This is a genomic window from Streptomyces sp. NPDC001515 (genome assembly GCF_053597115.1).
Genome location: NZ_JBSFHN010000011.1, coordinates 122,347 through 145,283 on the forward strand (window position 1 = coordinate 122,347; position 22,937 = coordinate 145,283).

Annotated in this window: 18 protein-coding genes and 2 tRNA genes; 16 read left to right on the top strand and 4 right to left on the bottom strand. The window is 72.4% G+C overall.

Translation table 11 applies throughout. The features are described 5' to 3' along the window. The first annotated feature begins 15 nt into the window (after positions 1–15). The 4 genes from ACWCXC_RS14355 (at position 16) to ACWCXC_RS14370 (ending at position 3,253) form a co-directional block, all read left to right on the top strand. Positions 16–1,764, top strand: a complete 1,749-nt coding sequence (locus ACWCXC_RS14355) for an LCP family protein (RefSeq protein ID WP_450888883.1) — start codon at positions 16–18, stop codon at positions 1,762–1,764. Positions 1,765–1,980: 216 nt separating this feature from the next. After that, positions 1,981–2,412, top strand: coding sequence for a ribosome silencing factor (rsfS, locus tag ACWCXC_RS14360; protein ID WP_450680187.1), 432 nt, complete (start codon positions 1,981–1,983; stop codon positions 2,410–2,412). Next, the gene (locus ACWCXC_RS14365; RefSeq protein WP_450680230.1) at positions 2,409–3,062 is read left to right on the top strand and encodes a histidine phosphatase family protein; all 654 of its coding nucleotides are present in this window, start codon (positions 2,409–2,411) and stop codon (positions 3,060–3,062) included. The genes rsfS and ACWCXC_RS14365 overlap by 4 nt, the downstream gene beginning before the upstream one ends. Before the next feature lie 118 nt (positions 3,063–3,180). Beyond that, positions 3,181–3,253 (top strand) — tRNA-Ala (locus tag ACWCXC_RS14370). A 62-nt stretch (positions 3,254–3,315) separates the two neighbouring features. Here ACWCXC_RS14370 and ACWCXC_RS14375 read toward each other — a convergent pair. Next, positions 3,316–4,206 carry a helix-turn-helix transcriptional regulator gene (locus ACWCXC_RS14375; protein ID WP_450680186.1) on the bottom strand — a complete coding sequence of 297 codons (891 nt, stop codon included), beginning with the start codon at positions 4,204–4,206 and terminating at the stop codon, positions 3,316–3,318. Positions 4,207–4,308: 102 nt separating this feature from the next. Here ACWCXC_RS14375 and ACWCXC_RS14380 point away from each other — a divergent pair, with 102 nt between their 5' ends. The 8 genes from ACWCXC_RS14380 to ACWCXC_RS14415 all read left to right on the top strand — a co-directional run bounded on the left by ACWCXC_RS14380 (position 4,309) and on the right by ACWCXC_RS14415 (position 15,812). Beyond that, a complete protein-coding gene (locus ACWCXC_RS14380) occupies positions 4,309–5,787 on the top strand; it encodes an MFS transporter (RefSeq protein ID WP_450680185.1) in 1,479 nt (492 codons plus the stop codon). 159 nt (positions 5,788–5,946) lie between these two features. After that, positions 5,947–6,180, top strand: coding sequence for a hypothetical protein (locus ACWCXC_RS14385; RefSeq protein ID WP_018103228.1), 234 nt, complete (start codon positions 5,947–5,949; stop codon positions 6,178–6,180). A 110-nt stretch (positions 6,181–6,290) separates the two neighbouring features. Further along, positions 6,291–6,363 (top strand) — tRNA-Ala (locus ACWCXC_RS14390). A 323-nt stretch (positions 6,364–6,686) separates the two neighbouring features. Then, entirely contained in the window at positions 6,687–9,560 is a 2,874-nt protein-coding gene (leuS, locus tag ACWCXC_RS14395) for a leucine--tRNA ligase (protein ID WP_450888886.1), read from the top strand. Positions 9,561–9,720: 160 nt separating this feature from the next. Continuing rightward, entirely contained in the window at positions 9,721–10,458 is a 738-nt protein-coding gene (locus ACWCXC_RS14400; protein WP_450888888.1) for a hypothetical protein, read from the top strand. Positions 10,459–10,722: 264 nt separating this feature from the next. Further along, on the top strand, positions 10,723–11,568 hold the full coding sequence (locus ACWCXC_RS14405; RefSeq protein WP_450680182.1) for a DegV family protein: 846 nt from the start codon (positions 10,723–10,725) through the stop codon (positions 11,566–11,568). 585 nt (positions 11,569–12,153) lie between these two features. Beyond that, complete coding sequence (locus tag ACWCXC_RS14410; RefSeq protein WP_450888891.1) at positions 12,154–13,017, top strand: helix-hairpin-helix domain-containing protein; 864 nt, start codon at positions 12,154–12,156, stop codon at positions 13,015–13,017. Positions 13,018–13,031: 14 nt separating this feature from the next. Beyond that, positions 13,032–15,812, top strand: coding sequence for a ComEC/Rec2 family competence protein (locus tag ACWCXC_RS14415; protein WP_450888893.1), 2,781 nt, complete (start codon positions 13,032–13,034; stop codon positions 15,810–15,812). A gap of 178 nt (positions 15,813–15,990) precedes the next feature. Here the strand turns inward: ACWCXC_RS14415 and ACWCXC_RS14420 are convergent, their stop codons facing one another. Beyond that, positions 15,991–16,470, bottom strand: coding sequence for a pyridoxamine 5'-phosphate oxidase family protein (locus tag ACWCXC_RS14420; RefSeq protein WP_450888895.1), 480 nt, complete (start codon positions 16,468–16,470; stop codon positions 15,991–15,993). Between the two features lie 101 nt (positions 16,471–16,571). Between ACWCXC_RS14420 and ACWCXC_RS14425 the strand changes: the two genes are divergently transcribed. Then, positions 16,572–17,462: an arylamine N-acetyltransferase family protein gene (locus tag ACWCXC_RS14425; RefSeq protein WP_450888897.1), complete on the top strand. Its 891-nt coding sequence runs from the start codon at positions 16,572–16,574 to the stop codon at positions 17,460–17,462. A gap of 185 nt (positions 17,463–17,647) precedes the next feature. Next, positions 17,648–18,532 carry a YceI family protein gene (locus ACWCXC_RS14430; protein ID WP_450680155.1) on the top strand — a complete coding sequence of 295 codons (885 nt, stop codon included), beginning with the start codon at positions 17,648–17,650 and terminating at the stop codon, positions 18,530–18,532. 129 nt (positions 18,533–18,661) lie between these two features. Here the strand turns inward: ACWCXC_RS14430 and ACWCXC_RS14435 are convergent, their stop codons facing one another. After that, positions 18,662–18,907: a hypothetical protein gene (locus ACWCXC_RS14435; protein WP_450888900.1), complete on the bottom strand. Its 246-nt coding sequence runs from the start codon at positions 18,905–18,907 to the stop codon at positions 18,662–18,664. A gap of 85 nt (positions 18,908–18,992) precedes the next feature. On the opposite strand from ACWCXC_RS14435, the gene holA reads away from it, so the two are divergent. Beyond that, positions 18,993–19,985 carry a DNA polymerase III subunit delta gene (gene holA / locus ACWCXC_RS14440; protein ID WP_450680153.1) on the top strand — a complete coding sequence of 331 codons (993 nt, stop codon included), beginning with the start codon at positions 18,993–18,995 and terminating at the stop codon, positions 19,983–19,985. Positions 19,986–20,405: 420 nt separating this feature from the next. On the opposite strand, the gene rpsT is transcribed toward holA, so the two are convergent. Further along, complete coding sequence (rpsT, locus tag ACWCXC_RS14445; RefSeq protein ID WP_450680152.1) at positions 20,406–20,672, bottom strand: 30S ribosomal protein S20; 267 nt, start codon at positions 20,670–20,672, stop codon at positions 20,406–20,408. 214 nt (positions 20,673–20,886) lie between these two features. Here rpsT and lepA point away from each other — a divergent pair, with 214 nt between their 5' ends. Beyond that, positions 20,887–22,761 carry a translation elongation factor 4 gene (gene lepA, locus ACWCXC_RS14450; protein ID WP_450680151.1) on the top strand — a complete coding sequence of 625 codons (1,875 nt, stop codon included), beginning with the start codon at positions 20,887–20,889 and terminating at the stop codon, positions 22,759–22,761. The last annotated feature ends 176 nt before the right edge of the window (positions 22,762–22,937 follow it).

Sequence of the window (22,937 nt, forward strand, 5' to 3'; positions counted from 1 at the left end):
CGGAGAGGGGCACCGGTGAACGACCGACAGAATCCGTACGACCCGTACTACCAGCAGCCGCAGATCATCGGCTACGACGAGTACGGGCAGCCGGTGTACCAGCAGCCCGTGCAGCAGCAGTACGACCCGTACGCGCCGCAGCAACAGCCGCACCAGGCGCAGCCTCCGCAGCAGGCCCCCCAGGGCGGGCAGGGCTACGGCTACGACCCGTACGCCCAGCAGCAGCCCCCGGCCCCGCCGCAGCCGTACGACCCCTACGGCGTCCAGCAGCCGATGGCCCCGCAGCAGCAGGGCTACGGCTACGACGGCGGCTACGGCTACGACACCGGCCAGCAGCCGGCCGCCGTCGACACCACGCAGCAGTGGAGCATCCCACAGCAGCAGCAGGCCGCAGCCCCGGAGGCACCGCCGCAGCCCCCCGCCATGCCGCGGCCGGCCCCCGTCGCGCCGCAGCCGCCCTCCGCCGCCGAGCCGGACGCGGGCGTTCCGGGCCCCCGCCGGGCCGAGCGCGACTACCGCACCGAGCAGTTCTCGTTCATCGAGGAGCCCGACGAGGACTCCGAGGACGTCATCGACTGGCTGAAGTTCACCGAGAGCCGCAGCGAACGCCGTGAGGAGGCGCGCCGCCGGGGCCACAACCGCATGGTCGCGCTGATCGTGGTGGCCGCCCTCGTGGTGCTCGGCGGCGTCGGCTATCTGTGGTCGGCGGACAAGATCCCGGGCCTGTCCTCGTCCGACAAGGAGAGCGCCACGACGGCCGGCCCGCAGAAGCGGGACGTCATCGTCGTCCACCTCCACAACACCAAGGGCGGCGGCACCTCCACCGCCCTGCTCGTCGACAACGTCACCACCAAGCAGGGCACCACCGTCCTGCTGCCCAACTCGCTGGCCGTCTCCGACGAGGACGGGGTCACCACCACGCTCGGCAAGTCCGTCGACGACGACGGCACCGCGGGCACCCGCGAGTCGATCGACACCCTGCTCGGCACCCACATCAGCGGCACCTGGCGGCTCGACACCCCGTATCTGGAGAACCTGGTCGACCTGGTCGGCAACATCGAGATCGACACCGACACCGACGTCCCCGACGGCAAGAAGGGCGACGCCCCGCTGGTGAAGAAGGGCGAGGCGCAGACGCTCAGCGGCCCGATGGCCGTGGCCTACGCCACCTACCGGGGCCCGGCCGAGGCCGAGACCAAGCAGCTGATGCGGTTCGGCGAGGTCATGCGCGGAGTGCTGCGCAAGATCTCCGACGATCCGAAGGCCGCCACGGTCACGGTCCAGACGCTGGCCCAGATCCTCGACCCCTCGCTGCCCGAGCAGGACCTCGGCGCCTCGCTCGCCAAACTGGCCCAGCACGCCAAGATCGGCGACTACAAGACGGCGCTGCTGCCGGTCCAGGACGACGGCACCCTCACCGACGCGGCCACCGACAGCGTCGTCAAGGACATCCTGGGCGGCACGGTCAAGGCCCCGTCCGCCGACGCGGCGGTCCGGGTCGGCATCAAGAACGGCACCGGCGACGACCGGGGCACGGAGTCCGCCCGGATCAAGCTGGTCAACGGCGGCTACGCCTTCGTCAACAGCGGGAAGTCGGACACGGTCTCCTCCTCCGAGGTCCTCTACCGGGAGGCGGCCGACAAGCAGAAGGCGACCGAGGTCGCCAAGACGCTCGGTCTGCCCGCCGGCGCGGTCAAGCAGGGCAAGCCCGCGGGGAACGCGGACGTCTCGGTCGTCCTCGGCAAGGACTTCACGATCGAGTAGGACGCGCGGGCACGGCTCCCGGACGCCCCGGGGCCGTGCCCGCCGGCCCGCGCGGACCGCGACTGCGTGGACTGTCGGCGGTCCGTGAGATCCTGGGAAGGTACCGAGGACCCGGGACCGGGCTCGCGAGGCCGGTCCCCGGCCCCGCCCGAGAGGGCCGGCCGTTCCTCGGCCCCTCTCCGAGGGGTGCATCCGACCGCCGACGAAAGCCACCTTGTGACCGCCACGGACCGCTCCATCGAGCTCATCAACGCCGCCGCCCAGGCGGCCGCCGACCGGCTCGCGCACGACATCATCGCCTACGACGTCAGCGACGTGCTGTCGATCACGGACGCCTTCCTGCTGGCCTCGGCCCCCAACGACCGCCAGGTCAAGTCGATCGTCGACGAGATCGAGGAGCGGCTCCAGAAGGAGCTGGGCGCCAAGCCCGTCCGCCGCGAGGGCGACCGCGACGCCCGCTGGATCCTCCTCGACTACGTCGACATCGTCATCCACGTCCAGCACAGCGAGGAGCGCGTCTTCTACGCGCTGGAGCGCCTGTGGAAGGACTGCCCCGAGATCGCCCTTCCCGAGGACGCCGTGAAGACCCGCGGCAAGGCCGAGGAGCACGCACAGCTCACCGGCGGCACGGAAGGCGACGCGAGCTGAACGGCACCGGAAGCGGCCGGGGCCGCAAGATCGTCCTCTGGCGCCACGGCCAGACCGCGTGGAACCTGGAGCGCCGCTTCCAGGGCTCCACGGACATCGAGCTGACTGAGACCGGCGTCGGCCAGGCCCGCAGGGCCGCCCGGCTGCTCGCCTCGCTCCGGCCGGACGCCATCGTGGCCTCCGACCTGAGCCGGGCGGCGGCCACCGCGGCCGAGCTGGCCTCGCTCACCGGGCTCCCGGTCGACCACGACCCGGGGCTGCGCGAGACCTACGCCGGTGCCTGGCAGGGCCTCACCCACGAGGAGATCGTCGGGCTGTACGGCGAGCAGTACGCCGCCTGGAAGCGCGGCGAGCCCGTGCGGCGCGGCGGCGGCGAGCTGGAGACCGAGGTCGCCGACCGGGCCGCCCCCGTCGTCCTGGCGCACGCAGACAAGCTGCGCGACGGCGGAACGCTCGTCGTCGTCAGCCACGGCGGCACGATCCGGACCACCATCGGCCGCCTCCTGGGCCTGGAGGCGCACCACTGGGAGGGGCTGGGCGGGCTGTCCAACTGCTGCTGGTCGGTGCTGGGCGAGGGCGCCCGCGGCTGGCGCCTGCTGGAGCACAACGCGGGCACCCTGCCCGAGCCGGTGCTCGGCGACGACACCTGATCCGGCCGCCCGCCCGGCGTCCGGGTCCCGCACCGGCCGGATTTCACTTTCCGGCTGGTCACAGGCTAGAGTTCTTCTTGTTCGCAGCGCGGAAACGCAGGGAAACACAGCGGACAGCGGGGCTATAGCTCAGTTGGTAGAGCGCCTGCATGGCATGCAGGAGGTCAGGAGTTCAATTCTCCTTAGCTCCACAATCAGGATCCCGTCCCCTCCAGGGGGCGGGATTTTTGTTTGTTCCGCCGCCATCGGGGCCTCAGGGACGCCTTCCGGCCCGCAACACGGCGAGCTGCCGCGCGCTCTCCTCGTCCGCGGGCGTGTACACGACGATCCGGCACTCCGGCAGTCCGTTGACGGAGAGCGAGACCGAGGTCATCCGCATCTCGGAGGCCGCCGCGCGGTGCCGGAAGGTCTTCACCCGCGGTCCCGGCTGGGTGACGTCCCCACTGCGCCACAGCCGGGCGAAGTAGGGGCTGGCCTCCGAGAGCCGCGCCACGAACGTCTCCCAGGCGGGCTCGCCCGCATGGCGGCCGTAGGCGTTGCGCAGCGTCGCGACCATGAGGGGAAGCTCCTGGGAGCGGTGGACGACCGGGCAGGTCTCCTCGGACGCGGTGAACAGGACCCACAGCACGTTCCGGGTCCCGGCGCTCGTCACTTCGGGCACGTCGAACAGGTCCCGGTAGCCGGGGTTGGTCGCCAGTACGTCGTACCGCGCGTTGTAGACGACGGCCGGGTGGGGGTCGAGGGCGTCGATGATGCCCTGGATCTCCTCGCCCACGTCGGCCGTGTTGTCGGCCTGCCGGCCCGGAGCGTACGCCACCTCCGCCAGGTGGTACAGATGTTCGCGCTCCGGCGGATCCAGCCGCAGTGTCCGTGCCACCGCGTCCAGGACCTGCGGGGACGCGTTGATGGGACGGCCTTGTTCCAGCCAGGTGTACCAGGTCACGCCCACGCCCGAGAGCTGGGCGACCTCCTCGCGGCGCAACCCGGGGGTGCGCCGGCGCAGGCCCGGGGGCATGCCCACGTCAGCGGGCGTCACCCGCGCCCGCCGGCTGCGCAGGAACGCCGCGAGCTCCGGTCTGCGCCCGGCCTGCGGCCTGCGGCCGGACCCCGTCGCCTCGTGCCGCTGTGTCGTCACCGTCGTCACGCCCCCATCGTCGGTGCCCCGCCCGGGTGTTGCCAGGTGCTGTCAGTACCAGCATCGGCAGGCTCTCGTTACCCGTATGCGAGCAGGGCCAGCCTTGCGGTCATGGCCACGATCTCCGAGACGACGACCCCCCGGTCCCCTTCCAGTAAAGCGCCCGGCACCGACACCCGACGCGGACGCCTTCTCGCCCTGGTGCTGGCGGCCCAGTTCATGGCGCTGCTCGACGTGTTCATCGTCAATGTCGCCGCACCCACGATCCGCACGGAACTGGGCTCCTCGGGAGCCCAGTTGCAGCTCGTGGTGGCGGGCTACACCATTTCGTACGCCGTCCTGCTGATCACCGGCGCGCGCCTCGGCGGACTGCTCGGGCACGGGCGCGCGTACCTGACCGGACTCGCCGTGTTCACGGCCTCCTCGCTCGCCTGCGGACTGGCCATGAGCACCGGGCAGTTGATCACCTTCCGCGTGCTCCAGGGCGTGGGCGCCGCGGTGATGATCCCGCAGGTGCTCAGTCTGATCCAGAAGACCTTCTCCGGACCGGCCCGGGTGCGCGCGCTCGGCGCCTACAGCGCGGTGCTGGCGATCGGCGCGGCGGCCGGGCAGGTGGTCGGTGGCGTGCTGGTCAGCGCCGATCTGTTCGGGACGAGCTGGCGCCCGGCCTTCCTGGTCAATGTCCCGATCGGCCTGGTCCTGCTGGTGCTCGGGGCCCGGGTGCTCCCGGCCGAGCCGCGCGGTGGCGAGGCCCGGCGCGCGGCGCGCGAGCGCGGTCTCGACACCACGGGTCTGGTGCTCCTCGCCGTGAGCGTCACCCTGCTCACCGTCCCGTTGGTGCTCGGCCAGGAACTGGACTGGCCGGCCTGGACCTGGAGCTGTCTGCTCGCCTCCGCGGCGTTCCTCGCCGCGTTCGCCGCGTACGAGTCACGACTGGCCGCGCGCGGCGGCGCGCCCCTCATCGCGCCCGCCGTGCTCCGCGTCCCCGGGATCGCGCGGGCGGCCGTGCGCATCCTGCTGGTGATGGCCATCAACGCGGGGTCCCTCTTCACCCTGACCCTGCACCTCCAGGGCGGGCTGGGGTACTCGGCCCTGCGCACCGGGCTCATGTGCGTGCCGACCGCCACGGTGTTCGGCGTCGTCGGGCTGACCTGGCGGCGCTGGCCCGCCGGGCTCCAGCAGGCCCTGATTCCCGGTGGATTCGTGCTGGCCGCGGCCGGTTCGGTGATCTCCGCCCTGGCACTGCGCCACGGCGGCGACGGCGGGGCCGCCCTCTACGCGGGGTTCCTGCTGCTCGGCTCCGGTGTGGCGCTGGGCTTCAGCCCCACGCTCACGGGCGCCCTGGCGAACGTACGGCCGCAGGACGCCGCCGACGCCAGCGGCCTGCTGGTGACGGTCACCCAGCTCGGACAGCTGATCGGGGTCGCCGCCTTCGGCGCCCTCTACCTCGGCCGCCTGGACGCCCCCGGCGCACAGGGATCGGGAGCGGCGCTGTGGGCGTGCGGACTGGCCCTGGCGACCGCCGGCGCGGCGGGGGCGCTCGTGGGTCTCGTACGGGGTCGGCGGCGGGCGGGAACTCCGGCGGGCTGACCCCGTAGCGGGCTCATGGCAGAATCGGACCGCCGGAGGGGAGACGGACCGAACGGGGAGGAGTGCGCGATGCCTGCGAGCCGCCACCACGTCCCGGACCTGCCCCGTGTCTGCCGAGCCCGCACCCGTACGGCCTCCCGCCGCGGCCGGGGCTGATCCATGGGAGCACACAGGCGGAAGTGCGACTGGTGCGGCAGCGGTACGCCCATCGTCCGGGACATGGACCCCGTCAACGCGGACTATCAGTACTGGTGCGAGGAGTGCGCGCGGGCGCTGATCATAAAAGGCGACCCCATCGAGACGTACCGGGAGCTGGAGGGCGAGCCGATCTACGGCCGGCTGTTGGAGGAGCACTGCACGCTGAAGCGTTTCTACTCCTTCGCCACCGCCTGAGAGACCCCCGCCGACCGGCCCGGCGGAGGCCGGACGGAAACGATTTGGTGGACGGCAGGGGTGACCGGTAATGTTCTCGATGTCGCCGGGGAGACCGGGCAACACAGCAAGGGGCTATAGCTCAGTTGGTAGAGCGCCTGCATGGCATGCAGGAGGTCAGGAGTTCAATTCTCCTTAGCTCCACAGAGAAGTTAAACGTCGTGGGCCATCCGGATCGGGTGGCCCACGACGCGTTTGCGGGTCGTGCGCCGGCGTCCTCCGGGGCCCGAGAGGTGTCCCACGGAGCGGCCGCACCCGATGGCGTCCGGGGCAGTGCGGTACCCTGACGCCATGCGTGCCGTACGCCTTCTGCTTAGCGAGCCGCGCTGATCAGTCCCGACCGGTGAGAATGCCTGGTCGGCATCAGCGCGGCGTCCCCTCCTGTGCGAGGGGATTTTTCGTTTCCGTGGACGTGTGTCCGCAGACGTGGACGCCGGCAGATGACGATCGATGGAGCTTTGAGGATCATGAGCGAGACGAATTCCGCAGCCGAGGCCGCTGCGCCGCACCGCTACACGGCAGCGATGGCCGCCGACATCGAGGCACGCTGGCAGGACTTCTGGGACGCCGAGGGCACGTACGAGGCGCCGAACCCGAGCGGTGACCTGGCGGGCGACCCCGCGCTGGCGGCCAAGCCCAAGAAGTTCATCATGGACATGTTCCCGTACCCCTCGGGCGCGGGACTGCACGTCGGGCACCCGCTGGGCTACATCGCCACCGACGTCTACGCCCGGCACCAGCGGATGAGCGGCCACAACGTGCTGCACACCCTGGGCTTCGACGCCTTCGGCCTGCCCGCCGAGCAGTACGCCGTCCAGACCGGCACGCACCCGCGGATCTCCACCGAGGCCAACATCGCGAACATGACGGCGCAGCTGCGCCGTCTGGGCCTGGGCCACGACAAGCGCCGCTCGTTCGCCACGATCGAGTCCGAGTACTACAAGTGGACCCAGTGGATCTTCCTGCAGATCTTCAATTCCTGGTACGACACCGACGCGGACCGCGCCCGGCCGATCGCCGACCTGGTCGCGCAGTTCGCGTCCGGTGAGCGCGCCACCCCCGACGGCCGCGACTGGAGCGCGCTGAGCGCCAAGGAGCGCGCCGACGTCCTGGGCGAGTACCGCCTGGCGTACGCCTCCGACGCCCCCGTCAACTGGGCGCCCGGCCTGGGCACGGTCCTGGCCAACGAGGAGGTCACCGCCGACGGCCGTTCCGAGCGCGGCAACTTCCCCGTCTTCAAGGCCAAGCTGCGCCAGTGGAACATGCGCATCACGGCCTACGCGGACCGGCTGCTGAACGACCTGGACGGGCTGGACTGGCCCGAGGCGATCAAGCTGCAGCAGCGCAACTGGATCGGCCGCTCCGAGGGCGCCCGCGTCGTCTTCCCGGTCGACGGCGCCGGTGACGTCACCGTTTTCACCACCCGCCAGGACACCCTGTTCGGCGCCACGTACATGGTGCTGGCGCCCGAGCACGAGCTGATCGAGCGGATCATCCCGGCCGCCTGGCCCGAGGGCACCCACCCGGTCTGGACCGGCGGCCACACCACCCCGGCCGAGGCCGTCACCGCGTACCGCAAGCAGGCCGCGGCCAAGTCGGACGTGGAGCGTCAGGCCGAGGCCAAGGACAAGACGGGCGTCTTCACCGGCGCGTACGCGACCAACCCGGTGAGCGGCGAGCAGATCCCCGTCTTCATCGCGGACTACGTCCTGGCGGGCTACGGCACCGGCGCGATCATGGCCGTGCCGGCGCACGACGCGCGCGACTTCGCCTTCGCGCGCGCCTTCGAGCTGCCGATGCGCTGTGTGGTCGAGCCGTCGGACGGCCGCGGCACCGACCCCTCGACGTGGGAGGACGCCTTCTCCTCGTACGAGGCGAAGCTGGTCAACTCGACGAACGACGAGATCTCCCTGGACGGTCTGGGCGTCGTCGACGCCAAGGCGCGGATCACCGAGTGGCTGACCGAGCACGGCGTCGGTGAGGGCACCGTCAACTTCCGGCTGCGCGACTGGCTGTTCAGCCGCCAGCGCTACTGGGGCGAGCCCTTCCCGATCGTGTACGACGAGGAGGGCATCGCCCACCCGCTGCCCGAGTCGATGCTGCCGCTGGAGCTGCCGGAGGTCGACGACTACTCGCCGCGCACCTTCGACCCGGACGACGCCGACACCCAGCCCGAGACACCGCTGTCGCGGAACGCCGACTGGGTCAACGTCACCCTGGACCTGGGCGACGGCGCCGGTCCGAAGAAGTACCGCCGCGAGACCAACACCATGCCCAACTGGGCGGGTTCCTGCTGGTACGAGCTGCGCTATCTGGACCCGAACAACTCCGAGAAGCTGGTCGACCCGGCGATCGAGCAGTACTGGATGGGCCCGCGCGAGGGACAGCCGACCGGCGGCGTCGACCTGTACGTGGGCGGTGCCGAGCACGCCGTTCTGCACCTGCTGTACGCCCGTTTCTGGTCCAAGGTGCTGCACGACCTGGGCCACGTCTCCTCCGCCGAGCCCTTCCACAAGCTGTTCAACCAGGGCATGATCCAGGCCTTCGTCTACCGCGACAGCCGGGGCATCGCCGTTCCGGCGGCCGAGGTCGAGGAGCGCGACGGCGCGTACTACTACCAGGGCGAGAAGGTCTCCCGCGTCCTGGGCAAGATGGGCAAGTCCCTGAAGAACGCCGTCACGCCGGACGAGATCTGCGGTGAGTACGGCGCGGACACGCTGCGGCTGTACGAGATGGCGATGGGCCCCCTGGACGTGTCGCGTCCCTGGGACACCCGCGCGGTCGTCGGTCAGTTCCGGCTGCTGCAGCGGCTGTGGCGCAACATCGTGGACGAGGAGAGCGGCGAGGTCACCGTCGTCGACACCGAGCCCGACGAGGACACGCTGCGCGCCCTGCACAAGGCGATCGACGGCGTCGGCGGCGACATGGTGGGGATGCGGTTCAACACGGCGATCGCCAAGATCACCGAGCTGAACAACCACCTGACCAAGGCGGGCGGCCCGCTGCCGCGCTCCGTCGCCGAGTCCCTGGTGCTGCTGGTGGCGCCGCTGGCCCCGCACGTCGCCGAGGAGCTGTGGCACCGGCTGGGCCACACCGAGTCGGTCGTGCACCAGGACTTCCCGGTCGCCGACCCGGCGTACGTCGTGGACGAGACCGTGACCTGTGTGGTGCAGGTCAAGGGCAAGGTCAAGGCACGCCTGGAGATCCCGCCGACGATCGCGGACGCGGAGCTGGAGGCCCTGGCCCTGGCGGACCCGGCGGTCGTCGCCGCGCTGGACGGGGCGGGCATCCGGAAGGTCATCGTCCGGGCGCCGAAGCTGGTGAACATCGTCCCGGCCTGACCGGTGGGACGGCCCCGGTCCGCGCGGACCGGGGGTGTGAGGGCTTTCCCCTACGGGCAGGTTGGGGGTTCCGAGGGAACCCCCAACCTGCCCTTTCCGTTTACGGTGGAGGAGCGGGTGAAACCGTGCCGTATGCCGCCACACCATCCGAGGGGCGCTCATGGAAGCCGTGATCCTGATTCTGGGGCTGCTCTTCGTGGCCTTCCTGGCCCTGGGCGTCTTTGTGACGGTCAAGGTGGTCGGGGCGGCCAAGCGGGGTGTGGACCGCACGATCGACCAGGCCCGCCGCACGGTGGAGGACACCGCGCTCAAGGCCAAGAGCTACGGACAGGCCGGTGTCGGCGGTGAGCTGGCCCAGCTCCGGCTGTCCCTGCGCACCTCGATGCGCGCCACGCAGGACGCCCTGCGGGCGGGCGTGGCCGAGGACCCCTCGCTCAAGGAGTCCCTGGGCCTTTTCGAGCGTCTCGGTGTGCACGGCCACGAGCTGGAGAACGATCTGAAGCGCCTGGAGCGCGAGCCGGACAAGGCGACGGTCGCCGCACGCCTGCCCGACCTCAAGGAGCGCACCACACGGATCACCCGCGCGGCGGAGTCCCTGCGCTGGGCTGCCCGCGACCGTGCACGGCAGTTCGCCGACGACGATCTCGCCGCGCTGAACGAGCAGATCGACATCGAGGCCGGCGCGCTGCGGCACTGGACGAGGGAGGAGCCCGTGGCGGGGCCGGGGGTGGCTGCCGGTGCGGGTTCTGCTCAGGCTGCGGCTGCGGGGGCGAGCGCGGGTGCGGGGGCGGAGCCGGGCGCGCGAGGTGGTCGGGCCGAGGCGATCACGGCGGGGGAGACGTTGCGGGGGATGGAGTATCCGTGGCGGAAGACGGCGCGTCCGGAGACGACGAACTGAGGGCGGGTTCGCGCGTCAGGCGGTGAGGGGTCGGGCGTCCCACGTTGTGCCTCGCGCGCAGAGGGTACGGGTCACGGCCGTGGCCGTGGCCGTGGCCGAGGCGGACGCCGGGCTCGGTCCGGCCCCTGGGGCCGGACGTGTTCCGGGTGCTTCGCGCGTGACGGTTGACCGGACGTGGCAGGATGCGGCCCGAAGCGACTGGAACTGATCATTCGGTCGGGGTCGGACTGCCGGGCCGTGCCCCCGGGAGGTAACCTCCCGCTCATGTCCCGCCATGTCGCGATCGTGACCGATTCCACGGCCTACCTGCCGCCCCAGGCGATGGAACGGCATGGCATCACCGCAGTGCCGCTGACCGTCGTGCTCGGCGACGAGGCACTGGAGGAGGGCACCGAGATCTCGTCCCGCTCCCTGGCGCTGGCCCTGCAGAAGCGCCGGTCGGTCACCACCTCGCGACCCAGCCCCGAAGTCTTCGCCGCCACCTACCGCGCGGTCGCCGAGGCGGGCGCGAGCGCCATCGTGTCGCTGCACCTGTCGGCGGAGTTCTCCGGAACGTACGACGCCGCGCTGCTCGCCGCGAAGGACGCGCCGGTGCCGGTGCGGGTGGTCGACACCGGGATGGTCGCCATGGCCCTCGGCTTCTGCGCCCTGTCCGCCGCCGAGACGGCGGAGGCCGGAGGCGGCGCGGACGAGGCGGTGGCCGCCGCGGAGAAGCGCGCGGCCGCGACCTCGGCCTACTTCTACGTCGACACCCTGGACTATCTGAGGCGCGGCGGCCGGATCGGTGCGGCGCAGGCGCTGTTCGGCTCCGCGCTGGCCGTGAAGCCGCTCCTCCAACTGGACGACGGGCGGATCGAGATGCTGGAGAAGGTGCGCACGGCCTCGAAGGCCATCGCCCGGCTGGAGGAGATCGTCGTCGAACGGGCGGGGGACGGGCAGGTGGACATCGCCGTCCACCACCTCGCGGCTCCCGAACGCGCCGACGCCCTCGCCGACAGGCTTCGCGAACGGGTACCGGGCCTGGCCGACCTCCACGTCAGCGAGGTCGGTGCGGTGATCGGCGCGCACACCGGCCCGGGGCTGCTGGGAGCGGTGGTCTCGCCGCGCTGAGCGGATGCGGTCCGGTGTTCCGGCTCCGGCTTCGGTTCTGCTGCGGGGCAGGCCCGGTCGGCCCTGGCGGTCCGTCTGTCCGACCGGCCGTGACATCACTCTTCGTGGTGGCCGAGTTATCCACAACTGCGGGCTTTTCCACCGGAATTCTGTGCGCTCAGCGGGATTTCGGGAAGGCGCCTAGCGTCGTGAGGCATGGCTTCCCGATCACATCGTGCAATCAGTCGTGCCGTGCGTACTGCCGGCAGCCGTCCCGGTATCGGTCCCGGCAGTGGGCCGGGGCGGGGCTTCGCGTCGGACGTGCGAACGCGGTCCGGTGCGGGCACCGGCCCCGGCCGGCGCCGGGCTCGTCACCGCACCGCCCTCGCCGCCGCCTCGCGCAGCCGCGCGGACGCGCTCATGTCCGGTGGCCTGTACGGGGGCGGTGCTTCCCCTCCCGTGCGTGGGCCGGGTGCGGGGACGTCGAAGTCGTGGTCGCAAGCTCCGCCGGGGGTGGGCGCGGGCGTGGATGCGGACGCTGGACCCGGGCCTGGGGTCCGCTCCGGCTTTGACGCGGGTCCGGGGCCGGGGGCGGCTGCGGGGGGCGTGGCGGAGACGGAGCCCGGGGTGGAGGCCGGGGACGAGGGCGGGGCGCAGGGCGCGGGATGGCGGTCGCGGGTCGGGTCCGCGCTGCGGGAGCGGCTGCCGGTGTGGCTCCAGCTGAGGTGCGGCCTGGAGCCGAGGACCCTGGCCGCGCTGGGCGTGGTCCTGGTCGCCGCGACCGCGTTCGCCGTGGCGCAATTCTGGGCCGCGCGCCCCGGTTCCGTACCTGCCCCGGAGCGGGTCGCCGTTGGCGAGGCCGCGCGGGATCCCTTGGCGGAGACGGGTGGCGGTGCGGGTTCCGGGAAGGCGGTCGGCGCGGACGGGGGCGCCTTGGGCGCGGACTCGGGCGGCGCCGCGGATACCGGTTCGACCGGCGGAGCGGTGGCGGGTCCGGGGCCGGGCAGCGGCCGGATCGTGGTGGACGTCAGCGGGAAGGTGCGCCGCCCGGGGATCCAGGAGCTGCCGCCCGGTGCCCGGGTCGTGGACGCGCTGCGCGCGGCGGGCGGAGCCAGCCCCGGGGTCGACCTCGACGACCTCAACCGGGCACGCCTCCTTGTGGACGGGGAGCAGATCGTCGTGGGGGCCCCGCCGGGACAGGCCGTCTCCGGCGGTACGGGGAGCGGGGCGGGCGGCGCGTCGGCGGTCTCCGGGACCGGGACCGGGGCCGGGGCCACGGGGCCGGTGAGCCTCAACGGTGCGACCGTCGACCAGCTCGACACCCTGCCGGGTGTCGGCCCCGTCCTGGCTCAGCACATCGTCGACTACCGGCTACGGCACGGGGGCTTCCGGTCCGTCGACGAACTCCGCGAAGTCAACGGCATCGGCGACCGCCGGTTCGCCGACCTGCGACCGTTGGTGCGGCCATGAGGGGCGGCCGGTCCATGGTCCCCGATGGGGGCGTTCCGGGAGTGGGCACCGGCGGTGGCCGGTCTTCGGTCCCTGGGGCGGATACACGCGGTGGTCGGCCCTCGGTTCCCGGGGCTGACACGCGCGGTGGCCGGCCCGCCGGCCCCGGTTCGGCCGGAGACGCCGGGGACGTTCACGCGGCGTCCGGGCTGCGGCTCGGGGTGTCCCACCCGCGTCAGGAGGGCCCGCTCGATCTGCGTCTGGTTCCGCCGGCGCTCGCGGCCTGGACGGGCGCGGCAGCGGCCCTGGGCGCTCCCGGACGCTGGGTGGCCGTGGGCGTGGTGCTCTGCGTCGGGGCGGCGATGGTGCTGCTGGCGTTGCCGCCCGGTGCCGGCGGGCGGGCGAGGGGCGAGAGGCCGGGCGGGCTGCTCGGCGGCGCGCGTCCCGGTGGGGCGGGGAGCGGTGCCGCTGGTGAGGTCGGGCAGGGTGGAGGGGCGCGGCTGTGTGACCCCGTGGCCGGGCCGGGAGGGGCGCGTACGGGGCGGGCCGGGTTTCCGGCGGTGTCCGCCACGGCGCTGGCGGCGGTGCTGCTGTGCGGAGCGGCGGGTGCGGTGGCGGCCGGGGTGCACCGGGCGGAGGCGCGGCAGGGGCCGGTGCCCGGTCTGGCCGGAGAGTTCGCCCGCGTCGAGGCGGAGATCGTCCTCACGTCCGATGCCCGGCGGACCGTTCCCCGGGTGCGGGGCGACCGCAGCACACCCGTGTCCCTGCTCCTGGACGCCGAGATCGTCCGCCTGACAGGGCCGGACGGTGCGAGGACCCGGCTGCGGACGCCGGTCCTGGTGGTCGTCACGCCCGGCGAAGCGGGAAGCGGGCCGTGGGAGCGGCTGCTGCCCTCCACCCGGCTGCGGATCACGGGCAGGCTGGCCCCGGCCGCGCACGCCGGGGAACGGGCCGTGGCCGTGCTGCGGCCCGAGGGGAAGGGGTTGCCGCGCGTCATCGGTCCGCCCAGCGGGCTCCAGCGCACGGCGGGCGCACTGCGCGAGGGGCTGAGAGAGGCGACGGAGGACCTGGCGCCGGACGCGCGGGCGCTGCTGCCCGGTCTGGTGGTCGGCGACACCAGCCGTGTCGACCCCGGCCTGCGGGAGGCGTTCCGGGCGACCGACCTCACACATCTGATGGCTGTCTCCGGAGCGAATCTGGCGATTCTTCTCGTTGTGCTCATCGGGCCGCCGGGCCGAGCGCTGCGGGCCGAACGCGGAGGGCTGGCCCCTCGGTTGGGGCTCTCGCTGCGGGGGACCGCCTTGCTCGGGGGCGCACTCACGCTCGCGTTCGTGCTGGTCTGCCGGCCCGAACCCAGTGTGCTGCGGGCCGCCGCGTGCGGCCTGATCACGCTGTTGGCCATCGGCACCGGGCGGCGTCGGAGCCTGATCCCCGCGCTGGCCGCCGCCGTGCTGCTGCTGGTGCTGTACGACCCCTGGCTGGCCCGCAGTTACGGCTTCGTCCTGTCGGTCCTGGCCACCGGCGCCCTGCTGACCCTGGCTCCGGGGTGGAGCGAGGCGCTGCGCCGGCGCCGGGTGCCGCCCAGGCTCGCGGAGGCGCTGGCCGCCGCGGAGGCGGCGCAGGTGGTGTGCGCGCCCGTCGTGGTCCTGCTGGCCTCGCGGGTGAGTCTGGTGGCGGTGCCGTGCAATCTCCTGGCCGAGTTCGCGGTGGCGCCCGCCACGGTGCTCGGGTTCGCGGCGCTGGCCGTCGCCCCCGTGGCCATGCCCGTGGCCGAACTGCTGGCGCGGATCGCGGGGTGGCCTGCCGGGTGGATCGTGTCGGTGGCCCGTACCGGGGCCGGGCTGCCCGGTGCGGGGGTCGACTGGCCCGACGGGCCCATGGGAGCGCTGCTCCTGGCCGCCCTGACGGTGCTTCTGGTGGTGGCGGTGCGGCGGATCGGACACCGGCCCTGGGTGTACGGGGCCGTCGTGCTGCTTCTCCTCGTCGCCGTGCTCCGACCGGTGCCGTTGACCCGGGTGCTCACCGGATGGCCGCCGCCGAACTGGGCGTTCGCGATGTGCGACGTCGGGCAGGGGGACGCCTTGGTTCTCGCGGCGGGCCCGGGAGCCGGGGTGGTGGTCGACGCCGGACCCGACCCCCGCCCCGTCGACCGGTGCCTGAGCGAACTGGGCGTCAGCCGCGTCCCGTTGCTGCTGCTCACCCATTTCCACGCCGACCATGTGCGTGGGCTGCCGGGTGTGTTGAGGGGCAGGGCGGTCGCGGCGATCCAGACGACGAGCCTGGACAGGCCGCCGGAGCAGGCCGCGTTCGTACGGAGGACGGCCAGGGCGGCCGGCGTCCCCGTGCTGCGTACGGTGCCGGGTGAGCGGCGCGGGATCGGGAGCCTGCGCTGGCAGGTGCTGTGGCCGCCGGGACCGGGGGCCGGAGCGGTGCCCGCCGGGCCCGTACCGCAGGAGCCGAACGACGCCAGCGTCACCCTGTTCGTGCGGGCCGGGCCGCTGACGCTGCTGCTTCTCGGGGATCTCGAACCCTCGGCCCAGCAGGCGCTGTTGAGGAGCCGCCCGGCGCTGCCCCGGGTGGATGTGCTGAAGGTCGCCCACCACGGTTCGGCGTACCAGGACCCGGCCCTGCTGCGCACCGCCCGGCCCCGGTTCGCGCTGGTGAGCGTCGGCCGCGACAACCCGTACGGGCACCCGGCTCCACGGACGCTCGGGGCCCTCGGGGCCGGGGGAGCGGTGCTGCTCCGTACGGACCGGGACGGGGCGGTCGCGCTCACGGGCACCGGCGCCGGGCTGCGGGCGGTGGGCCGGTCATGAGGCAGGGGGAGGTGAGCCGGTCATGACGCAGCGGGGAGGTGGGCCGGTCATGACGCAGCGGGGAGGCGGGCCGGTCTTGGGGCAGGGGGTGGGCCGGCGTGGCCCTGTGGGGGTGTACGGGGCGGCCGGCCGGGTCGCCGGAGTCCGGCTGACCGGCCCGGCCCCTGCCCCGGCCCCGTCACTGCTCCTGGGCGTGTGCGTCCGGCTCCAGCCAGCGGCCGTCGGCCATCAGCTCGCGGCCGGCCAGTTCGTTCTCCTCGCGCCAGGCGCGGATCGCGTACGGGGTGAAGCGCAGATAGACCCAGGAGGGGCGGCCGCGCAGGTCCCAGGCGAGCTTGGCGGCGAAGGCGTCGCCGGAGGCCGAGGGGAGGTCCGTGCCCTCGACGAGCTCCGGTGTGGCGTCGATGAGCACCACGTCGCGGGTCGGGCCGAGTGCGATCCGGGCCTGTCCGGACGGGGTCAGGTTGACCGCCGTCGGGTTGGTGCGCCGGGTGGCCATGAGGAGCGTCTCGCCGTCCCAGACGAACGACAACGGGACCAGGGTCGGCACCCCGTCCGCCGAGGCCGTCGACACCCAGGCGTCCTCGTCGTTCTCCAGATGGTCGAGCACGTCCTGCTTGCGCTGTTCCCGGCTGCGTGCCGGTTCCTGAACGGTCATGCACGGCACGCTAGTGGGACGGACCGCTCCCGTGCCTCGGGCACGCGACCTAGGACCACCGGCTCATGGCGGACCGTGGCGCGCCGGGACAGACTCGCCGCATGGAACCGAGTGCACAGCAGACCGTCGACGCCTACCTGGAGCGGATCGGGGCGGTCGCGCCCGCTCGGCCCGACGCGGGCGCGCTGCGGGAGTTGCAGGAACGCCATCTGGCCACCGTGCCCTTCGAGAACCTCTCGATCCATCTGGGCGAGGACATCGTGCTGGAGGAGGGGGCGCTGCTGGACAAGGTGGTGGCGGGCCGGAGGGGCGGGTTCTGCTACGAACTCAACGGGGCCTTCGCGGTGCTGCTGCGCGGGCTCGGGTTCCGGGTCGACCTGCTCCAGGCACGGGTGTACGGGGGCGACGGGCGGCTTGGCATCCCGTACGACCACATGGCGCTGCGGGTGGAGACGGTCGACGGGAGCGGGCCGTGGCTGGCCGATGTGGGCTTCGGCGACCATGCCCGGTATCCGCTCGCGCTCGACGGCCGGGCGGACCAGGAGGACCCCGCCGGTACCTTCCGGATCGGTCCCGCGCCGGTGGAGGAGGACGGAGTCGACGTGCGGGTCGGGGGCAGCGGACCGGGGAGCGGCGGACGCGGGAGCAGCGGAGATCTCGATGTGCTGCGGGACGGGGCGCCGCAGTTCCGGCTCGACCCGAGGCCCCGGGCGCTGGCGGACTTCCGGGCCGGGGCGTGGTACCACCGGACGTCACCCGATTCCGGCTTCACCCGTGGCCCCGTCTGTTCGTTGTTCACCGAGGACGGGCGGATCACGCTCAGGGGCCACCGGCTCCTCACGACGCGAGGGGAGCGGCGGGACGAGGCGGTGCTGGGGAGCGACGCGGAGGTGTTCGCGACCTACCGTGAGCATTTCGGAATCCGGCTGGACCGGCTGCCTCCTGACCAGGGAGCCGGGCCGTTTACGACGTTTTCTTCTGCGAATGGGTGATACACACAAGCGGAACCGTGAATTCGGACCTTCGGTAACACCTCCACCCAAGCTCCTGCGAGCTGCTCTGTTTGCCTCGAACGCCGCAAAGGTGATCGAATGCATGCTCGTCGGCGGGCCGCTGCTCCGACAACGAAGTCCAGACCTTCGGCCCGAGGTGAAACCGCCCCCGGGAGTGCGTGAAGATGTTCGGCCGTTGGCTCGGAAACAAGAGAGGGACCGGTGCCGCACGCGGCGGCGCCCTCGCCGGACTCGCGGTGCCGGAATCCGCGGGCGTCCTCAGCTGCCGGGTTCTCGACCCGGTCAACGAGCCCGTGCAGCAGGCCGAGTTCGTGGTCACGGACACCACGGGTCGCAAGATCGTCGGGGGCGAGACGGACCCGTACGGCAATGTGCTCGCCACGGTGCCGGCGGGGGAGTACCGGCTGGCCGTCACGTCGGAGGGCTTCACCCCGTTCCACGGCGCGGCCGCGGTGGCCGAGGGCGGGCACGCGAGCCTCGGGGACGTGATGCTCCAGGTCGCGATGCCGCCCCAGCTGCCCGATCCGGGCGAGTGGGAGATCGAGCCGATGCATTCGCAGATCGGCTTCACGGCCCGGCACATCGGGATGGCCCGTATCCACGGCCGGTTCAACACGTTCGCGGGGGCGGTCCGGATTGCCGACCGCATGGAGGACTCGGCCATGCACGTGGTCATCGACGCGGCGTCGATCGACACGAACGTGCAGATGCGCGACGATCACCTGCGTTCCAGCGACTTCCTGGACGTCGGCCGCTTTCCGACGCTGGAATTCTACAGCGACCGCTTCGTCCACCGGGGCGGAACGCGCTGGGGTGTGAGCGGGGCGCTCACCCTGCACGGGGTGAGCCGTACGGTCACGCTGGACACCCAGTACCTGGGCCTCGGCAACGGGCTGGAGGGCGAGACCCGGGCCGCCTGCCGGGCCACCACCGAACTGCACCGCGAGGACTTCACGCTCACCTGGCAGACGATGCTGGCCCGGGGCATCGCCGCGGTCGGGTCCAGCATCGCCATCGACATGGACATCCAGATCGTCCCGAAAAGCTGACCCCGACGAGCTGACCCCGGGGCGCACGCCGGGGTGCTCGGCCGCGCTCCCGCCCGGCGACCTCTTCCGACCGTCTCGGCCCGCCGTCCCCGCACGGCGCTACGGTCCGGTGCTCGGGCCCGTCCGGCTCTACGGGGCCTCGCGCCAGCCCTCGTACTCCGCGGCGAAGGCGTCGAGCGCCGCGGGGTCGAGCCGGCCGTGCGGGTCCTCCACGACGACCAGCCACTGGGCGTCCTCGGCGTCGTCCTCGCCCGCCAGGGCGTCCCGCACGATCTGCGGTTCCTCGTCGACCCCGAACCGCTCGGCCAGCTCCTCGGCGGCCTCCTCCGCGGCGTCGCGGTCGGGCAGGACCAGTACATGTCTCTCATCGCTCACACGGACATTCTGGGGTACGCCCGGGGAGGCCCGGACGGGCGGTGGGCGGCCGGGCTGTCGGTGCCCCGTGGGATGCTGGACGGCGATGGCCACCAGAAGGAATTCCACCGACGACCCGCTCGCCCCCCTCACGCTCGCCGTGGGCCAGGAGGACCTGCTCCTGGACCGCGCCGTGCAGCAGGTGGTGGCGGCTGCCCGCGCCGCCGACGCCGACACGGACGTCCGTGACCTCACCTCCGACCAGCTCCAGCCGGGCACCCTGGCCGAGCTGACCAGCCCGTCGCTCTTCGCCGAGCGCAAGGTGGTGATCGTGCGCGGCGCGCAGGACCTCTCCGCCGACTCGGTCAAGGACGTGAAGAAGTACCTCGACGATCCGGTCGAGGAGATCACCCTCGTGCTGCTCCACGCGGGCGGTGCCAAGGGCAAGGCGCTGCTCGATGCCGCGCGCAAGGCCGGGGCCCGCGAGGTCGCCTGCCCGAAGACCACCAAGCCGGCCGAGCGGCTCTCCTTCGTCCGGGGCGAATTCCGGACGCTGGGGCGGTCCGCGACCCCCGAGGCGTGCCAGGCGCTGGTCGACGCGATCGGCAGCGATCTGCGGGAGCTGGCGAGCGCCGTGTCGCAGCTCGTCGCGGACGTCGAGGGCACGATCGACGAGGCCGTCGTCGGGCGGTACTACACGGGGCGCGCCGAGGCGTCCAGCTTCGCCGTCGCGGACCGGGCCGTGGAGGGTCGGGCGGCGGAGGCGCTGGAGGCGCTGCGCTGGTCGCTGTCGACGGGGGTGGCCCCCGTCCTGATCACCAGCGCCCTCGCTCAGGGCGTCCGCGCCATCGGCAAGCTCTCCTCGGCGCGCGGCGGGCGGCCCGCCGATCTCGCCCGGGAGCTGGGTATGCCGCCCTGGAAGATCGACCGGGTGCGCCAGCAGATGCGCGGCTGGACGCCGGACGGCGTCGCGGCGGCCCTGCGCGCCGTCGCGGACGCGGACGCCGGCGTCAAGGGCGGCGGGGACGATCCGGAGTACGCGCTGGAGAAGGCCGTGGTCGCGGTGGCCCGAGCCGCCCGAGCGGGCCGTGGGCGGTAACCACTCCGGCTCCGCCGCGTAGGCTCGTCGGCCGGTCCGGCCAGTGGACCCGTACCACCGGCCTCTGCTCCTCCGGCGGCACGGGCCGCCGGGGCGGCCCCCCCGGCCCCCGGCCCCCCCCGGCCCCCCGGCTCCGCCGCGTACGCCCGAACCGCCCTGCGGTCCGCCCCACTGGCCAGTCCCACCACCCCGCCGGCCACCGTCCCACCACCGCACTGCCCCGCACCCCACCGCACCGCACCCGTGAACGGGCGAAGGCCCCGGCCGCTTCCCTGGGGAGGGGAGTGGTCGGGGCCTTCGGGTGGTGCTTGGTGCGCCGCACCCGCGTGGCGAACGCAGGTTCGGTGTGCGGCGCGGGGTGCCGGTCAGGAGCGGGAGAGAGGGCCCGCTGGGTCCCTTCCGGCGATCACATCAGAATGCTCAGCCCTGGAGGGTGGCAACCTTGGTGGCCAGCGCCGACTTCTTGTTGGCGGCGGCGTTCTTGTGGATGACACCCTTCGAGACGGCCTTGTCGAGCGCGCGCGAAGCGTCGCGAACGGCCACGGTGGCCTTCTCGACGTCGCCCGCGGCGACGGCCTCACGGGCCTTGCGGATCGCGGTCTTGAGCGAGGACTTGACGGCCTTGTTGCGCAGGCGCGCCTTCTCGTTCGTCTTGTTCCGCTTGATCTGGGACTTGATGTTCGCCACGAAAGAGCCTTTTCAGGTTCGTTGGATCTTCGATGTGCGCCCGATGGCAGGAAAGCCACCAGACACAGCTGCCCACGGTACCAGCCGCGCTCCGACCGGCCCAAACCGGCCTTCGCCCCCCGGGCGTGGGACGATGGAGGCTACGTACAGATCCGACCCGACCCGACATCGACCCGAGACACGGCGTTCGGCGTCTCAAGAATCAGGACCCTGCGTGCCCGCGACTCCTCTCCACGTGCCCGAGCCGAGCCGTACCGACCCGGCGCTGATCCGCAATTTCTGCATCATCGCGCACATCGACCACGGCAAGTCGACCCTTGCCGACCGGATGCTCCAGCTGACCGGGGTGGTCGACCAGCGGCAGATGCGCGCTCAGTACCTCGACCGGATGGACATCGAGCGCGAGCGCGGCATCACCATCAAGTCCCAGGCGGTCCGGCTGCCCTGGGCGCCCACGACCGGTGAGGGCCAGGGCAGCACCCACGTCCTCAACATGATCGACACCCCGGGACACGTCGACTTCACCTACGAGGTCTCCCGCTCGCTCGCCGCCTGTGAGGGCACGATCCTGCTGGTCGACGCCGCGCAGGGCATCGAGGCCCAGACGCTGGCCAACCTCTACCTGGCGATGGAGAACGACCTCACCATCGTCCCGGTGCTCAACAAGATCGACCTGCCGGCCGCCCAGCCCGAGAAGTTCTCCGAGGAGCTGGCCCACCTCATCGGCTGCCAGCCGGAGGACGTGCTGAAGGTCTCCGCGAAGACCGGGATGGGCGTGGACGCGCTGCTCGACCGCGTCGTCCGGGACGTGCCGGCCCCCGTCGGCGTCGCGGACGCCCCGGCCCGCGCGATGATCTTCGACTCGGTCTACGACTCGTACCGGGGCGTCGTGACGTACGTCCGTGTCGTCGACGGCTCGCTGAACAAGCGCGAGCGCATCCGGATGATGTCGACCGGTGCCACCCACGAGCTGCTGGAGATCGGCGTCTCCTCGCCGGAGATGACCCCGTCCGACGGCATCGGCGTCGGCGAGGTCGGCTACATCATCACCGGAGTGAAGGACGTCCGGCAGTCCAAGGTCGGTGACACGATCACCTCGCTGAACAACGGGGCGACCGAGGCGCTGGGCGGCTACAAGGACCCCAAGCCGATGGTGTTCTCCGGGCTCTACCCGCTGGACGGTTCGGACTACCCGGACCTGCGCGAGGCCCTCGACAAGCTCCAGCTCAACGACGCCGCCCTGGTGTACGAGCCCGAGACGTCCGCCGCGCTCGGCTTCGGCTTCCGCGTGGGCTTCCTCGGCCTGCTCCACCTCGACGTGGTCCGCGAGCGCCTGGAGCGCGAGTTCGGCCTCGACCTCATCGCCACCGCACCCAACGTGGTCTACCGGGTCGAGATGGAGGACGGCACCGAGCACACCGTCACCAACCCGAGTGAATTTCCCGAGGGCAAGATCGACAAGGTGTTCGAGCCGGTCGTCCGGGCCACGGTCCTGGCGCCCAGCGAGTTCATCGGCGCGATCATGGAGCTGTGCCAGCAGCGCCGCGGCACCCTGCTCGGCATGGACTACCTCTCCGAGGACCGGGTCGAGATCCGCTACACCCTGCCGCTCGCGGAGATCGTCTTCGACTTCTTCGACCAGCTGAAGTCCAAGACGCGCGGGTACGCCTCGCTGGACTACGAGCCCACCGGCGAGCAGGACGCGCAGCTCGTCAAGGTCGACATCCTGCTGCACGGCGACAAGGTGGACGCCTTCTCGGCGGTCACGCACAAGGACAAGGCGTACGCGTACGGCGTGCGGCTGGTCGCCAAGCTGCAGAAGCTCATCCCCCGGCAGAACTTCGAGGTGCCGATCCAGGCCGCCATCGGTTCCCGGGTCATCGCCCGTGAGACCGTCCGCGCCATCCGCAAGGACGTCCTCGCCAAGTGCTACGGCGGTGACATCTCCCGTAAGCGGAAGCTGCTGGAGAAGCAGAAGGAGGGCAAGAAGCGGATGAAGATGGTCGGCAACGTGGAGGTGCCGCAGGACGCCTTCATCGCGGTGCTGTCGACCGACGAGTCCGCGGGCGAGGCCAAGGCGAAGAAGTAACTACCGGCTGGTAGGAGAACGGGCCCCCGTGCCGCAGAACCCTGCGGCGCGGGGGCCCGTTCGTTATGAAGCGGGGGCCCGTTGCCTCTTACGCCCGGCGCGCGGGCGCCTTACCCTGATCACGGCTTCGTAGTTACTCGCCAGTTAAACAAGCAGGATCAAGCACAGAGACGCAC